The organism is Nocardioides sp. BP30 (assembly GCF_029873215.1).
Taxonomy (GTDB): domain Bacteria; phylum Actinomycetota; class Actinomycetes; order Propionibacteriales; family Nocardioidaceae; genus Nocardioides.
The window spans coordinates 518777-533298 of the sequence record NZ_CP123620.1 but is presented as its reverse complement, the minus strand read 5'-3'; the positions used below and the strand labels follow the sequence as shown (position 1 = coordinate 533298).

Here is a 14522-nt window from a genome sequence, read left to right as displayed (position 1 = left end):
GGCGGGCTAGTGGTCCGCGGGCAGTGCGACGTAGGTGGTCTCGAGGTATTCCTCGATGCCCTCGAACCCGCCCTCGCGCCCGAAGCCGGACTGCTTCACCCCGCCGAAGGGCGCGGCCGGGTTGGAGATCAGGCCGGTGTTGATCCCGACCATGCCGTAGGCCAGCGACTCGGCCAGGCGGATGGTTCGGGCCAGGTCGCGGGTGTAGGCGTAGGAGGCGAGGCCGTACTCGGTCGCGTTCGCCCGCCGGATCGCCTCCTCCTCGTCGGCGAAGGTGGTGATCGGAGCCACCGGACCGAAGATCTCGTGGGTGTTGATCTCCGACTCGGGGTGCACGTCGACCAGCACTGTCGGCTGGTAGAAGAAGCCGGGCCCCTCCGGCGAGTTGCCGCCGGTGACCAGGGTGGCGCCGTCGTGCACCGCGTCCGTGACCAGCTGGTGCACCGACTCCACCGCCTTCTCCTCGATCAGCGGGCCGACGTCGACGCCGTCGTCCTGACCCCGGCCCACGGTGAGGCCGCTCATCCGGTCCGCCAGCTTCTGGGCGAACTCACGCGCGACGTCCTGGTGGACCAGGAACCGGTTGGCGGCGGTGCACGCCTCACCCATGTTGCGCATCTTGGCCACCATCGCGCCCTCGACCGCCGCGTCGAGGTCGGCGTCCTCGAAGACCAGGAACGGCGCGTTGCCGCCGAGCTCCATCGACATCCGCTGCAGCTGGTCGGCCGACTGCCGCACCAGCACCTTCCCGACCGGTGTCGAGCCGGTGAAGGAGACCTTGCGCAGCCGGTCGTCCTCCATCAGCGCCTTGCTGATGTCGGCGGCGCGCGTGGAAGGGATCACGTTCAGGACGCCCTCGGGCAGGCCGGCCTCGGTCAACGTCCGGGCGAGCGCGAGCATGGTCAGCGGCGTCAGCTCGGCCGGCTTGATGACCATCGTGCAGCCGGCGGCGATCGCGGGGCCGATCTTGCGGGTGCCCATCGCCAGCGGGAAGTTCCACGGCGTGATGAAGAAGCACGGGCCGACAGGCTTCTTCACCGTCAGCAACCGGCTGCCGCCGGCCGGGGCCTGCATCCAGCGGCCATGGATGCGCACCGCCTCCTCGGAGAACCACCGGAAGAACTCGTTGCCGTAGGAGACCTCGCCCCTCGCCTCCGCGACCGTCTTGCCCATCTCCAGGCTCATCAGCTCCGCGAAGTCGTCGGCGCGCTCGTTGATCAGCTCGAAGGCTCCGCGAAGGATCTCGCCGCGGGTGCGCGGGGCGCTCCGCGCCCACTCGTCCTGCGCCGCGACAGCGGCGTCCAGCGCCTCGACCGCGTCGTTCACCGACGCATCGGCGACCCGCGTCAGCACGGAGCCGTCAGCGGGATCGAGTACGGCGAAGTCCTCGCCGCCCTCGGCCTCCCGCCACGTCCCGCCGATGAACAATCCGCGCTGCTCGGGCCCGACCAGATCCATTCCACTCATGGCTCAAGAGTCGCACCCCGATCCAGCTATTCGACAGGGGGCCGCACCGCGATGCATCATGTCCTGGTCGATGTGAGGAGGGAGCACTCCGCATTTCGATCGGGCCCCTCACTGACCCCATGCAGCGGGGGGCCTCCCCCATTTCGGCCCTCGCTGCTCAACGGACCTGCTTCGCCGCGCCGCGCAGGAACCCCTCCACGACGGGCCCGGCGGTCTGCGCGCCGGTGACTCCCTCGTCGACGTAGACGGCCACCGCAAGGTCGCCCTGGGCGGCGATCATCCAGGCGTGGGTGAGGCGCTTGCCGTCCCGGTCGAACTCGGCGGTGCCCGTCTTGGCGATGACCGGCTTGCCCGGGACGTCGGCCAGCCCCAGACCGGTGCCCCGGGTGACGACGGCCCGGAAGATCTCCTTGAGCTGGTCGTCCTCGGCGGCGGTCAGCGGTGTGCCACCCGGCTTGAGCGTCGTACCGGCGATGAGCCGCGGCACCGTCGAGGCTCCGGACTGGATCGCGCCGATGACGCTGGCCATCACCATCGGCGATGCGAGGACCTTGCCCTGCCCGATCATGTCGGCCGCCTTCTCGGTCTCGCTCGCGGCAGCCGGGACCTGGCCGAAGTAGGCGGGGAAGCCGGTGTCGTGGTCCACACCGAAGCCCAGCGAGGCCGCCGCGGAGGCGAGCGCGTCGTCGGAGACCTTGGCACGCTGACTGATGACAGCGGTGTTGCACGAGTTGGCGATCGCTGTGGACAGCGGAACCCGCCCGGTGGCGCCGGCCGGGTAGTCCGAGTCGTTGGTGAACCTCTTGCCGTCCACCGTGATCGAGTCGGTGCAGGGCACCGTCGAGCTCGGGGTCAGGCCGGCTCGGAGGAAGGCGAGTGAGTCGACGGTCTTGAACGTCGATCCGGGCGGCATCCGGCCGTAGGTCGCCAGGTTGAGGCCGCCGTTGCCGGGACCGTTGGCAGCGGCCAGGATCTCGCCGGTGCTCGGGCGCAGCGCGACCAGGGCGCTGGCCGGCTTCACGCCCGCGAGCAGCTTCTCGGCCAGGTTCTGCAGCTTCAGGTCGAGCGTGGTCGTCAGCGGCTTGCCGTCCACCGGCTGGGCGTCGAAGACCTGGGTCACGGTGCCATCGCCGGCGACCCGGTCCACCACCGTGCCCGGCGTACCGCGCAGCTGGTCGTCGTAGCGCGCCTCCAGTCCGCTCAGACCGGCCACGTCACCGGCGCGGTAGGTCGCTGGATCCTTCTTGACCATGTCGGCGGTGACCGGCCCGACCGTGCCGAGGATCGGGGCGGCGAAGGACTTCGTCGGCGCCAGCGCCGCGTTGGTGTGCACCACGCGCGCACCCGGGATCGCCGCGACCTGGCCGGCGCGCAGCGGGGCCTGTCCTGCCCGGTAGGTGATCGCCTCGACGAACTGCTTCGCACCCGCCGCCTGCACGAGCTTGGCGTAGGCCTCCGGGTCGATGCCCAGACGCCGGGCCAGCTGCCTCGCCGAGCGCACCGCCCTGGCCCGCTTGGCGACCTGGGCCATGTCGATGCCGAAGACGACCACCGGACGGCTGGTCACCAGTGCCTGGCCGCCCGCGCCGAGGATGTCGCCGCGTTCGGGCTCCACGCTCGCCGCCCGGAGCACAGCCTTCGGATCGGTGAGAGTCGCGCTGACGGCTGTCGGGCTCCAGCTGATCGGGCCGTCCGCACCCCTAGCCGACACCGTCGTCGTGTAGGTCCAGGTGCCGCCGCGCAGGGGCCAACTCCATCGCAGGGATGTGCCGGCAGCCCTGACCCGTGGCTTGACACCGCCCATGCCGGCGACGATGCGCCGGTAGTCGGCGGCGGCGGTGGTCGCCGAGCTTCCGGCGGCGAAGCGGACCTGATCGAAGCGGAAGCTGCCGCTCAGAGCACCGGCGAGGACGGCGACGTTGCTGGCGCGATCGGGTTCGTTCGGCTTCGGCGTCCCACCGCCGCCTCCGCACCCGGTGAGCGCCAGGACGAGGACGGACCCGAGAAGTGCGCGTCTCATGCCCAGGTTTCTACCAGGGCTCCCCGACGTCCGCAGCCGTGAGCGCGCCGGGCGGGTCAGCTCTTGTGCCGCGGCTTCTTGCGCGGAGCACCCGAGTCGCCGTCGGAACCGTCGCGGTCGAAGGAGCGGCCGCCCCGCGAGCGGTCGCCGTACTCGCGCCGCGGTCCGCGTGCGCCGCCGAAGGTACGGCCCGAGCCGCCCTCGTCGAGGCGCAGCTCGATCAGCTTGCCGCTGATCCGGGTGTTCTCCAGCGCTGCGTAGGTCTCCGGCGCGAGGTCGGCGGGCAGCTCGACCAGCGAGAAGTCGGGTCGGATGCTGATGTTGCCGAAGTCGCCGCGTCGCAGGCCGCCCTCGTTGGCGATCGCACCGACGATCTGGCGCGGCTCGACGCGGTGTCGCTTGCCGACGTTGATCCGGTACGTCGCGAGCGGCTGCCCGGTCTGGCGGGAACGACCGCTCTCCCGCGGACCGCGGTCGCCCCTGTCGCCGCGATCACCCCGGTCCTCGCGCTGCCGGCGCGGCGGCTCCGGGATGTCCTCGAGCAGCAGCGGCTCGTCACCCTGGAGGACCACTGCCAGCGCCGCGGCGACATCGACCTCGGGGACGTTGAACTCCTCCACGTAGTGCTTGACCACGTCGCGGAAGAACTCGACCTTGGGCTGCTCCTGGAGTGCTGCGGTGATGGCGTCGTCGAAGCGGGACAGGCGGGTGGCGTTCACCTCGTCGACGCTCGGCAGCCGCATCTCGGCCGGCGTGGCCTTGGTGTGCTTCTCGATCGCCTTGAGCAGGTAGCGCTCGCGCGGGGTGACGAAGGAGATCGCGTCGCCCTTGCGGCCGGCGCGACCGGTGCGGCCGATGCGGTGGACGTAGGCCTCGAGGTCGGTGGGCAGGTCGTAGTTGACGACGTGGGAGATGCGCTCCACGTCGAGGCCACGGGCTGCCACGTCGGTGGCGACCAGGATGTCGAGGGTGCCGTCCTTGAGCTGGTTGACGGTCTTCTCGCGTACGTTCTGCGCGACGTCGCCGTTGATCGCGGCGGCACTGAACCCCCGGGCCCGCAGCTTCTCGGCGAGGGAGTCGGTCTCGGTCTTGGTGCGGGTGAAGACGATCATCGCCTCGAAGTTCTCCACCTCGAGGATCCGGGTCAACGCGTCCACCTTCTGCGGGTAGGACACCATCAGGTAGCGCTGGGTGATGTTGGCGTTCGTCTTGGTCGCCGACTTGACCTGGATCTCCTCCGGGTCGTTGAGGTAGCGCTTGGAGAGCCGGCGGATCTGGGCCGGCATCGTCGCGGAGAAGAGCGCGACCTGCTTGGTCTCCGGGGTGTCGGCCAGGATCGTCTCGACGTCCTCGGCGAAGCCCATGTTGAGCATCTCGTCGGCCTCGTCGAGGACGAGGAAGCGCAGCTTGGACAGGTCGAGCGTGCCCTTGTCGAGGTGGTCCATGATCCGGCCGGGGGTGCCGACGACGACGTGTACGCCGCGACGCAGCGCGGAGAGCTGCGGGCCGTAGCCCTGACCGCCGTAGATCGGCAGCACCCGGATGCCGGGCATGGCGGAGGCGTAGCGCTCGAACGCCTCGCAGACCTGCAGCGCCAGCTCGCGCGTGGGGGCCAGCACCAGCGCCTGCGGCGCCGAGGTGTCGGCGAGATCGAGGTTGGACAGGATCGGCAGCGCGAACGCCGCGGTCTTGCCGGTGCCGGTCTGGGCCAGGCCGACGACGTCGCGCCCGGCCAGCAGCGGCGGGATGGTGGCGGCCTGGATGGCCGAGGGGTTCTCGTATCCGGCGTTGGTGACCGCGTCGAGGACGGCGTCGGCGAGGCCGAGCTCGGCGAAGGTAGGCGCGGGCGCGGTGGTCTCGTCGGTGTTGCTCACCCCACCACGGTAGAACCTTCGCGCGAGGTTCGGTCATTCGTCGGCGCGGTGCGCCCTGTCACAACCCGTTCGCCACCGGCCGCTGACCTGCTATACGCGCACCCGTGTCCCTGTCTTCAGCGGTGGCGGAGGACGGAATCGCACCGCCTGACCGGTGGCGGTGGAGCGCGGATGCCCGGGCGGGCGGCGTTTCCCGCTGCTGAGTGGAGGAGATGCGGCGAAATGCGCCCAACGCTGGCCATTTGGGTGGAGGAGCGCTATGGTTGGTGAACAGACGGTGAACAGGAGGTGTCTCATGAAGGAATCTAAGGTGTCGAAGCAGCTCACGCTTCACTGGATCCCGGTCGTGGGCGCAGACGGTCGTACGCACCTGGAGGCGGTCTGGACGACCGACGCTCCCGTGCACGCACACGCGCCGCACGCCGCCTGATCGTCCCGCATCGACCGGGCGCAGGCCCGCGATCGCCGGTGACCCCCGCACCGGCGCGACCCACCGTCAGGGCCGCGACTCCGTGGAGTCGCGGCCCTGACGCATTCACGAAAGTTTTCCCTTGGATCGGGAATGAAATCGCCCACCCTTCCGCTACAGTAGTCAAGGATTCAACTACAGCTTCAGGGAGACATCATGGGCATCTTCAGCAAGAAGGCTGCGGCCACCGAGACGTTCGACGCGCCGACCTCGGCCGTCGAGGACATCAGCGGCGACTACACCCTCGACACCGCGCACACCCGGCTGGGCTTCAGCGCCCGGCACGCGATGGTGACCACCGTACGCGGCGCCTTCACCCAGTTCGAGGGTACGGCCCACGTCGACACCGCGAACCCGGCCAACTCCACCGTCTCCCTCACGATCGACGCCGCGTCGGTCGACACCGGGAACAAGGACCGTGACGGCCACCTGCTCTCCGGCGACTTCTTCGAGAACGACGCCCACCCGAAGATCACCTTCACCTCCACCTCCGTCTCCTACGACGGCGAGACCTGGGAGGTCACGGGCGACTTGACCATCAAGGGCGTCACCCACTCGGTGACGATCCCCTTCGAGCTCACCGGCTCGGCCAAGGACCCGTTCGGCAACACCCGTGTCGGCTTCGAGGGTGCGACGACCATCAACCGCTCCGACTGGGGCCTGAACTTCAACGCGGCGCTGGAGACCGGCGGCGTGCTGGTCTCGGAGAAGATCAAGCTCGAGTTCGACGTCTCGGCGATCAAGACCGCCTGAGGCAGACGCTTCGCGCTGACGGGCGCGGATCCCTCCGGGGATCCGCGCCCGTTCGCATCTCCCGGCCCGGCGGCCGCATCACACCGGCCGCCCGGCGCATGCTGGGCTCCGCGACGGGTGACAGAGCGGATGAGTGTGACTACGGTCACCGGTGTCATCGCTCTGACTCGGAGGTGAGCCATGTCGTCTCGTAGCACGGCCCTGTGGGTGGCCGTGGGCGTCCTGCTGCTGCTCGCGGCGGTCCCCCCGCTGCTGGTCCCGGCGTACACCCGGACCGACCCCACCCTGTGGGGCTTCCCCTTCTACTTCTGGTTCCAGTTCCTGCTGGTGCCGTTCGCGGCGGTGTGCACCACCCTCGCCTACGTCCTGGCCCGCGAGGCGTTCCGGCGCGACCGCGCGACCGCCGGCCGCGCGGCGTCGGGCGAGGGGACGGGTGAGCCGCGGTGAACGGCGTCGCCTTCGGGGTCTTCCTGTTCCTGTTCCTGGTCGTCACCGTGCTCGGCTTCGCCGCCGCGCGCTGGCGCCGGGTGAGCAAGCTCGACAGCCTGGACGAGTGGGGCCTGGGCGGGCGCGGCTTCGGCACCTTCATCGCATGGTTCCTCATCGGCGGCGACATCTACACCGCCTACACCTTCATCGCGGTACCGGCGACGCTGTACGCCGGCAGCGCGACCGGGTTCTTCGCCGTCCCCTACACGGTGATCATCTATCCGCTGGTCTTCGCCTTCCTGCCACGGCTGTGGTCGGTGTCGCACCGGCACGGGTTCGTGACGCCGGCCGACTTCGTCGAGGGCCGCTACGGATCGAAGGGGCTGGGGCTGGCCGTCGCCGTCACCGGCATCGTCGCGACCATGCCCTACATCGCGCTGCAGCTGGTCGGCATGCAGGTGGTCCTGCAGGTGATGGGGCTGCAGAGCAGCAGTGACAACTGGTTCGTCAAGGACCTGCCGCTGTTCGTCGCCTTCATCATCCTGGCGGCCTACACCTACTCCGCGGGGCTCCGCGCACCAGCGCTGATCGCCTTCGTGAAGGACACCTTGATCTACATCGTGATCATCGTGGCCGTCATCTACATCCCCCACCAGGTCGGCGGCTGGGGCCACATCTTCGACGTGGTCCAGAAGGGGTTCGGCGACTTCAACAGCCAGAACGCCGACGCGATCGCCGCCAAGAAGGCCTCACCCAAGGCGATCATGCCCGGGCCGACCGGCCACTGGGCCTACGCCTCGCTCGCCCTCGGCTCGGCGCTGGCGCTGTTCATGTACCCGCACTCGGTGACAGGGGTGCTCTCCACCCGCAGTCGCAGCGTGATCCGGCGCAACGCGTCGCTGCTGCCGGCGTACTCGTTCCTGCTGGGGCTGCTCGCGCTGCTCGGGTTCGTCGCGATCGCGGCGGGCGTGAAGGTGGACAACCCGCAGCAGTCGATCCCGCAGCTGTTCGAGAACCAGTTCCCGGCGTGGTTCACGGGGGTCGCGTACGCCGCGATCGTGATCGGGGCGCTGGTGCCGGCGGCGATCATGTCGATCGCGGCGGCGAACCTGTTCACCCGCAACATCTACAAGGCCTACCTCAAGCCCGCCGCGACGCCGACCGAGGAGGCGAGGATCGCCAAGCTGGTCTCGCTGGTGGTCAAGTTCGGCGCGCTGCTGTTCGTGCTGGCCATGGACAAGAGCTTCGCGATCAACCTGCAGCTGCTCGGCGGGGTGTGGATCCTGCAGACGTTCCCGGCGATCGTCGCGGGCCTCTACACCCGGTGGTTCCACCGTTGGGCGCTGCTGCTCGCGTGGGCCGTCGCGATGGTCTACGGCACCGTCACCGCCTACCGCACGGCCTCGCCGACGCAGCGGCACTTCGGCGGCTCGGTCGCCAACTTCCCGTTCACCGACACCGGGGTCTACATCGCACTGACCGCGTTCGTGATCAACGTGATCGTGGCCGTGCTGGCCACGGTGGTGCTCCGCGCGCTGCGCGTGCCCGATGGCGAGGACCGCACGGTCGCGAGCGACTACGTGGCCGACCTGGGCGACGCGGACGTCGAGCCGGAGCTCAACCCGCTGACCTGAGTCGTGCGTCCCAGCGAGGCGCCGAGGCCTCGCTGGGACGCACGACGCGGGGCTCGGGTCAGCGGGCCAGCCAGTCGGCATAGGCGTCGAAGGTGAACGGTCGCCCGAGGAAGTCCTCGACCAGGTCGGCGGCGTCCTTCGATCCCCCGGGTGCGAGCACCCGGTCGCGGTAGCGGCCGGCGACCTCGGTGGCGAAGAGGTCAGCGGGGTCGAAGGCACCGAAGAGGTCCTTCGCGATGACCAGCGACCACTGGTAGGTGTAGTACGCCGAGGAGTAGCCGCCCAGGTGGCCGAAGGACGCGTAGAAGTGCGTGTCCTCCAGGTAGGGGAACGGCCCGTAGCGCTCCATCAGCTCGATCATCCGCGCGGTCAGGTCGGCGGGCCGCTCCTGGTGGAACCAGTAGGAGAGTGCCGCGTACATCGTCTGGGTCTGGGTCAGGTAGCCCTTGCCGAACTCCTCGGCGGCCCGCATCTTGGCGACCAGCTCGGCCGGGATCGGGTCCCCTGCGTCGTCGGTCGCGAAGCTCGCCAGCACGGCGGGATCCCACGCCCACTCCTCCAGCATCTGCGAGGGCGCCTCGACGAAGTCCCACTCCGTGGCCACGCCCGAGAACCGGGCCCACGCGCCCTGCCCGCCGAGCACGTGGTGCACCAGATGGCCGAACTCGTGGAACAGCGTGACGACATGGTCGTGCTCCATCAGGTGGCGGCTGAAGTTGCACACCAGCACGCCCTCGGCGACCGACTTCCCGGCCACGCCGGGCGCGAGATCGAACTGCGCCGCGTGCTTGTACTTGCCCTCGCGGGGGTGCAGGTCCAGGTGGATGCGACCCAGCCGTGCGCCGTCGGCCAGCCGCACCACGTCGTACGACGCCACGTCCTCGTGCCACACCGGGACGTCGACCTCGTCGTACCGGACGCCGAACAGCCGCCCGGTCACCGCCAGCAGCCCGGCGCGCACCTTGGCGAAGTCGAAGTAGGTGCGGACCAGCTGGGTGTCGAGGTCGAAGAGCTCGGCGAAGACCAGGTTGCGGTAGTAGCTGGCGTCGGCGAGGGCGACCCGATCGGCGTCGGGCACGTCGCGGCGGTAGCGCTCGAGCAGGATCGCCAGGTCGCGCTCACCGGGCTCCCGGGCCGCCTCCGCGATCCTGTCGACGAAGGCCGGGATCGCCTCGCCGGAGCCGATCATCTTCACCTCGGCGTCGTAGGAGGCCCAGTCGGGGTAGCCGAGAGTGGTGGCGTACTCGTGCCGCAGGTCGAACATCTCGTGCAGCACCGGATCGGCCGCCGGGTAGCCGCGGTTGAGGTAGGCCCGGCGCAGGTCGGTGCGCAGCCGGGCGTCCCGGGCGTAGTCGAACACCGGCAGCGCATCGGGGTAGTCGGTGGTGATCGTGACCAGGCCGTCGTTCTCGACGGGGTGCGACTCGAGGAAGTCCGCCGGCAGGCCGCCGAGTCGTTCGGGGGCGACCCGCACGGTGCGGACATCGTCGCGCGCGATGCGGGAGAACTCCTGGTCCAGCTCCAGCAGCCGCTCGTCGATCTGCTGAAGGCGCGCCCGGGTCGCATCGTCGCGGTCCACGCCGGCCCGCCGGAAGTCGAGCAGGATCTTGGCGAGGAAGCGCTGCGCGAGGGGGTCCAGGCCGGTCGCGTCGAGGGCGGCGAAGGCCGCGTAGAGCTCGCCGTCCTGCGCCAGCGCGGTCGACAGCCGCTGGGCTGCCATCTCCGTCGCCTCGGCCTCGGTCCGCACAGCCTCCACCGGGTGCACGTTGGCCAGCAGGCTGGCCATGCCGGAGGTGCCGCGGAGCGCCAGGGTCACCTCGTCCCAGACCCGCAACGTCTCCAGCGCGCCACCGGGCGGTGCGGTGCGCAGCTCACCGGCCAGCTCCTCGACCCGGGCGAGCGCCGATCCCGAGCGCTCGCGCAGCCAGGACTCGGCGGAGCCGGCATCGGGCAGGACGAGAGGCTCGGGCGGGGTCGGCGAGATCGACGCGGTCATGGTGCCACCCTGCCACGCTCGCCGCTCCCAGCGATTCCGGGAGTAAAGCCGACCCGACGTAGGTTGGGGCACCGTGGCCAACCTCCGCAGTCTCGTCGCCGACACTCGACCGCTGCGCGAGCCACACTTCCGCCGGCTGTGGATCGCCATGATCGTCACGATGGTCGGCGCCCAGCTGACGGTCGTCGCGGTCCCCGCACAGATCTACGCCGACACCGGATCCTCGGCGTACGTCGGACTGACCGGCCTGTTCGGACTGGTCCCGCTGGTGGTCTTCGGCCTGTACGGCGGGGCCCTCTCCGACCACTTCGACCGACGCCTGATGATGATGATCTCGACGGTCGGCCTGATCGGCACGAGTGCGCTGTTCTGGCTGCAGTCGGCGCTCGGGAACAGCAACGTGTGGCTGCTGCTGAGCCTGTTCGCGGTGCAGCAGGCGTTCTTCGCGATCAACTCCCCGACCCGCGCGGCGACCCTGCCCAAGCTGCTCCCGCCCGAGCTGCTGCCGGCGGCCAACTCGCTGTCGATGACGGTGATGCAGGCGGGTGCCATCGCCGGACCGCTGGTTGCCGGCATCCTGATCCCGATCACCGGCTACACCTACCTCTACCTGATCGACACGATCACCCTCTTCGCCACCCTCTACGCGGTGGTGCTGCTGCCGAAGATGCCTGTCGAAGGCGCGGGCGCGAAGGTGCCGGGGCTGCGCTCGGTGCTCGACGGCTTCGTCTACCTGCGCACCCAGCCGGTGCTCCTCATGAGCTTCGTGGTCGACCTGGTCGCGATGATCTTCGGCATGCCGCGGGCGCTCTACCCGCAGATCGCGCACCAGTCCTTCCTCGGCCCGGCCGACGGCGGCATCGCGTTCGCGCTGCTCTTCGCCGCGATCCCGGCCGGGTCGGTGGTCGGCGGCGTCCTGTCGGGCTGGATGTCGCGGGTGGAACGGCAGGGCCTGATCGTGCTCGGCTGCATCACGGTGTGGGGGGCGGGCATCGCACTGTTCGGCGCGACGCTGTGGGTGACCCCGGACCTCCGCGTCCCGATGCTGATCCTCGGCCTGTTCTTCCAGATGGTCGCCGGCGCGGCCGACGTCGCCTCCGCGGCGATCCGCGGCTCCATCCTGCAGTCGGCGGCCGACGACAACGTCCGCGGTCGCCTGCAGGGCGTCTTCACCGTCGTGGTCGCCGGCGGCCCGCGCATCGCCGACGTCGCTCACGGCGGTGCCGCAGCGGTCGTCGGGACGGCGGCGACCACGTTCGGCGGGGGCGTGCTGGTCATCGTCGGCATCGCGCTGTGTGCGGTGCTCGCGCCGACCTTCGTCGCCTACCGGGTCAAGCAATCGGACCCGCTCAGCGTCTGAGCGAGCGCCCGAGCGGTGCTCAGGCGCCGGCTCGCTCGACGATGCCGCGCACGTAGTTGGCCTGGCCGAGGTGCTGGGCATCGTCCTCGAGCACCGACACCAGCCGTACGCCGAGGGTCACCGGCGGATCCCAGTGCTCGTCGACCACCCGGTCGAGCTCGGCGGCGGTGACCCGCTCCAGGTAGCCGATGGTGGCCTCGTGGGTGGCACGCAGGTACGCGGCGAGCAGCTCGGCGCTCGCCCTGACCCGACCCACCTCCTCGGCGCTCTGGCCGTACCCGGACGCCTGGACGTCGAACGGCAGCGCGAACCTCTCGGCGTACCCCTGCGCGGTCCAGACCTGCTCGTGACCGGCGACGTCGGCGACCTGCATGTCCTGGACCCGGGCCAGGTGCCAGACCAGCCAGGCGATCGTGTTGGCCTCCGGATCGATCCGGTGGGTGAGCTGGTCCTCGGTGAGGCCGTCGACGACGGCGGTGCCGCCCTCGACGATGCGGGCGAAGGCATCCTGGAGGAGTTCTGCGGGACTCATGTGCTCGACCGTAGCGCGCGGGTACAGGGCCGCATGACGAACTTCGGCTACACCCTCATGACCGAGCAGAGCGGCCCCCGCGAGCTGGTGGGCTACGCGCAGCGCGCCGAGGAGGTCGGCTTCGACTTCCTGCAGAGCAGCGACCACTACTCGCCCTGGCTGACCGAGCAGGGGCACGCGTCGTACGCCTGGGCGGTGCTGGGCGCCGTCGCCCAGGCGACCTCGCGCGTGGGCCTGATGACGTATGTGACCTGCCCGACGATGCGCTACCACCCCGCGGTGGTGGCGCAGAAGGCGGCGACGCTGGGACTGCTCAGCGACGGGCGCTTCACACTCGGCCTGGGCAGCGGCGAGAACCTCAACGAGCACACCGTCGGGATGGGCTGGCCCGGGCTCGAGACCCGGCAGGACATGCTGACCGAGGCGATCGAGGTGATCCGGGCGCTGTTCGCCGGCGATCTGGTGACCTACCGCGGCGAGCACTTCGACGTCGACTCCGCACGGCTGTGGGACCTGCCGGAGGAGACCGTCCGGATCGCCGTCGCCTGTGCGGGCGACCGGGCGGTGGAGGCCTTCGCGCCGTACGGCGACGACCTCATCGCGGTCGAGCCGGACCAGCAGCTGGTGACCGCGTGGAACGACCAGCCCGACGCCCTCGCGATCGGCTCCGGTGCTCGCGCGATCGGCCAGATCCCGATCTGCTGGGACCCCTCCGAGGAGGCAGCGATCGAGCGGGCGCACCGGGAGTTCCGGTGGTTCGGCGGGGGCTGGAGCGTCAACGCCGACCTGCCGACGACTGCCGGCTTCTCCGCCGCCAGCCAGTTCGTCCGGCCCGAGGACGTCGCCGAGTCGATCCCGTGCGGTCCCGACCTGGACAGGATCGTGGAGTCCGTCAGGTCCTTCTGGGAGGCGGGCTTCACCGACATCGGGCTGGTCCAGGTCGGCGACGAGGGGCAGCAGCGGTTCCTGGACGAGGCCGCCGGGCCGCTGCTGGAGAAGCTGCGGGCGGCGGCCCCGGCCTGACCGTCGCGACGGTGGTCGCCGGCTGAGGCCGGCCCGCGATGTCACGTTCCACCCCGCTCGTGCGTCGAGCAGGATGTGAGCGTGCACGAGAGCGAGCTGTCCGCACTGTTCGAGACCGAGCGACCCCGCCTGCTGGCCATCGCCGACCGGGTCCTCGGCTCGCCGGCCGGTGCCGAGGACGTCGTCCAGGAGGCCTGGCTGAGGCTGGCATCCCTGCCCGGCAGCGGTACGCCGGACAACGTCGCCGCGTGGTTGACCACGGTCGTGACCCGGCTGTGCCTGGACCAGCTGCGCAGCCGGCGGCACGTCGCTTCGACCGACGAGCTGCCGGAGCAGCCGGACGCGGCGAGCGGGCCCGAGGCGGATGCGGTGCTCGCCGACCGGGTGGACGCGGCGATGCTGGTCGTCCTGCACACGCTCTCGCCGATCGAGCGGGTGGCGTTCGTGCTGCACGACCTCTTCGCGGTCCCCTTCGAGGAGGTGGCCGCGACCCTGGGCCGTTCCGAGGCGGCCGTGCGTCAGCTCGCCTCGCGGGCCCGGCGGCGGCTGCGCGGAGCGGACCTGGAGGCCGAGCGGCGCGAGCACCGCGCCGTGGTCGATGCGTTCCTCGCCGCGGCCCGCGGGGGCGACCTGCCGCGGTTGCTCTCGCTGCTGGCGCCCGGCGTCGCGCTGCACGCCGATCCGGCCGGGGCGTCGATGGGCGCCGACGTACGGACGGGTCAGGAGGCGGTGGCCGACCGGTTCAACGGGGCGCGCGGAGCCATGCCCGTCACGGTCGACGGCTGGGCGAACGCCGCCTGGGTCCATCACCGCGAGGTCAAGGTGGCCTTCCTCTTCACGGTCGCCGACGGGCTCATCACCGACATCGACATGGTCGCCGACCCGGCCTCACTGGACCTGATGGAGATCTCCGGCACGGCGAATCCGAACCGCCACTCGATCGGCGAGAACTGACGCCTCGGTGC

General features: G+C 70.5%; 11 protein-coding genes. 6 read left to right on the top strand and 5 right to left on the bottom strand.

All coding sequences use genetic code 11. The features are described 5' to 3' along the window. Positions 1-6 precede the first annotated feature (6 nt). The 3 genes from P5P86_RS02415 to P5P86_RS02405 form a co-directional block, all read right to left on the bottom strand. Positions 7-1458, bottom strand: coding sequence for an NAD-dependent succinate-semialdehyde dehydrogenase (locus tag P5P86_RS02415; protein ID WP_280611309.1), 1452 nt, complete (start codon positions 1456-1458; stop codon positions 7-9). Between the two features lie 166 nt (positions 1459-1624). Beyond that, complete coding sequence (locus tag P5P86_RS02410) at positions 1625-3487, bottom strand: penicillin-binding transpeptidase domain-containing protein (protein WP_280609685.1); 1863 nt, start codon at positions 3485-3487, stop codon at positions 1625-1627. A 56-nt stretch (positions 3488-3543) separates the two neighbouring features. After that, the gene (locus P5P86_RS02405; RefSeq protein WP_280609684.1) at positions 3544-5361 is read right to left on the bottom strand and encodes a DEAD/DEAH box helicase; all 1818 of its coding nucleotides are present in this window, start codon (positions 5359-5361) and stop codon (positions 3544-3546) included. A gap of 625 nt (positions 5362-5986) precedes the next feature. On the opposite strand from P5P86_RS02405, the gene P5P86_RS02400 reads away from it, so the two are divergent. The 3 genes from P5P86_RS02400 (at position 5987) to mctP (ending at position 8646) form a co-directional block, all read left to right on the top strand. Beyond that, entirely contained in the window at positions 5987-6583 is a 597-nt protein-coding gene (locus P5P86_RS02400) for a YceI family protein (protein ID WP_280609683.1), read from the top strand. Between the two features lie 180 nt (positions 6584-6763). Beyond that, positions 6764-7030: a DUF3311 domain-containing protein gene (locus P5P86_RS02395; RefSeq protein WP_280609682.1), complete on the top strand. Its 267-nt coding sequence runs from the start codon at positions 6764-6766 to the stop codon at positions 7028-7030. Beyond that, entirely contained in the window at positions 7027-8646 is a 1620-nt protein-coding gene (mctP, locus tag P5P86_RS02390; protein ID WP_280609681.1) for a monocarboxylate uptake permease MctP, read from the top strand. The genes P5P86_RS02395 and mctP overlap by 4 nt, the downstream gene beginning before the upstream one ends. 58 nt (positions 8647-8704) lie before the next feature. Here the strand turns inward: mctP and P5P86_RS02385 are convergent, their stop codons facing one another. Continuing rightward, positions 8705-10642, bottom strand: coding sequence for a M3 family metallopeptidase (locus tag P5P86_RS02385; RefSeq protein WP_280609680.1), 1938 nt, complete (start codon positions 10640-10642; stop codon positions 8705-8707). Positions 10643-10715: 73 nt separating this feature from the next. On the opposite strand from P5P86_RS02385, the gene P5P86_RS02380 reads away from it, so the two are divergent. Continuing rightward, on the top strand, positions 10716-12002 hold the full coding sequence (locus P5P86_RS02380) for an MFS transporter (protein WP_280609679.1): 1287 nt from the start codon (positions 10716-10718) through the stop codon (positions 12000-12002). Positions 12003-12021: 19 nt separating this feature from the next. Here P5P86_RS02380 and P5P86_RS02375 read toward each other — a convergent pair whose 3' ends face one another. Then, on the bottom strand, positions 12022-12534 hold the full coding sequence (locus tag P5P86_RS02375) for a mycothiol transferase (protein WP_280609678.1): 513 nt from the start codon (positions 12532-12534) through the stop codon (positions 12022-12024). Positions 12535-12567: 33 nt separating this feature from the next. Between P5P86_RS02375 and P5P86_RS02370 the strand changes: the two genes are divergently transcribed. After that, entirely contained in the window at positions 12568-13557 is a 990-nt protein-coding gene (locus tag P5P86_RS02370; protein WP_280609677.1) for an LLM class F420-dependent oxidoreductase, read from the top strand. A gap of 81 nt (positions 13558-13638) precedes the next feature. Beyond that, on the top strand, positions 13639-14511 hold the full coding sequence (locus P5P86_RS02365; protein ID WP_280609676.1) for a sigma-70 family RNA polymerase sigma factor: 873 nt from the start codon (positions 13639-13641) through the stop codon (positions 14509-14511). Positions 14512-14522 lie beyond the last annotated feature (11 nt).

What these genes read in the sequence shown, in the direction of transcription:
- P5P86_RS02410 (WP_280609685.1), bottom strand. Translation starts at nt 3,487, where the DNA reads ATGAGACGCGCACTTCTCGGGTCCGTCCTCGTCCTGGCGCTCACCGGG.
- P5P86_RS02400 (WP_280609683.1), top strand. Translation starts at nt 5,987, where the DNA reads ATGGGCATCTTCAGCAAGAAGGCTGCGGCCACCGAGACGTTCGACGCG.
- P5P86_RS02395 (WP_280609682.1), top strand. Translation starts at nt 6,764, where the DNA reads ATGTCGTCTCGTAGCACGGCCCTGTGGGTGGCCGTGGGCGTCCTGCTG.
- P5P86_RS02385 (WP_280609680.1), bottom strand. Translation starts at nt 10,642, where the DNA reads ATGACCGCGTCGATCTCGCCGACCCCGCCCGAGCCTCTCGTCCTGCCC.
- P5P86_RS02415 (WP_280611309.1), bottom strand. Translation starts at nt 1,458, where the DNA reads ATGGATCTGGTCGGGCCCGAGCAGCGCGGATTGTTCATCGGCGGGACG.
- P5P86_RS02375 (WP_280609678.1), bottom strand. Translation starts at nt 12,534, where the DNA reads ATGAGTCCCGCAGAACTCCTCCAGGATGCCTTCGCCCGCATCGTCGAG.
- P5P86_RS02370 (WP_280609677.1), top strand. Translation starts at nt 12,568, where the DNA reads ATGACGAACTTCGGCTACACCCTCATGACCGAGCAGAGCGGCCCCCGC.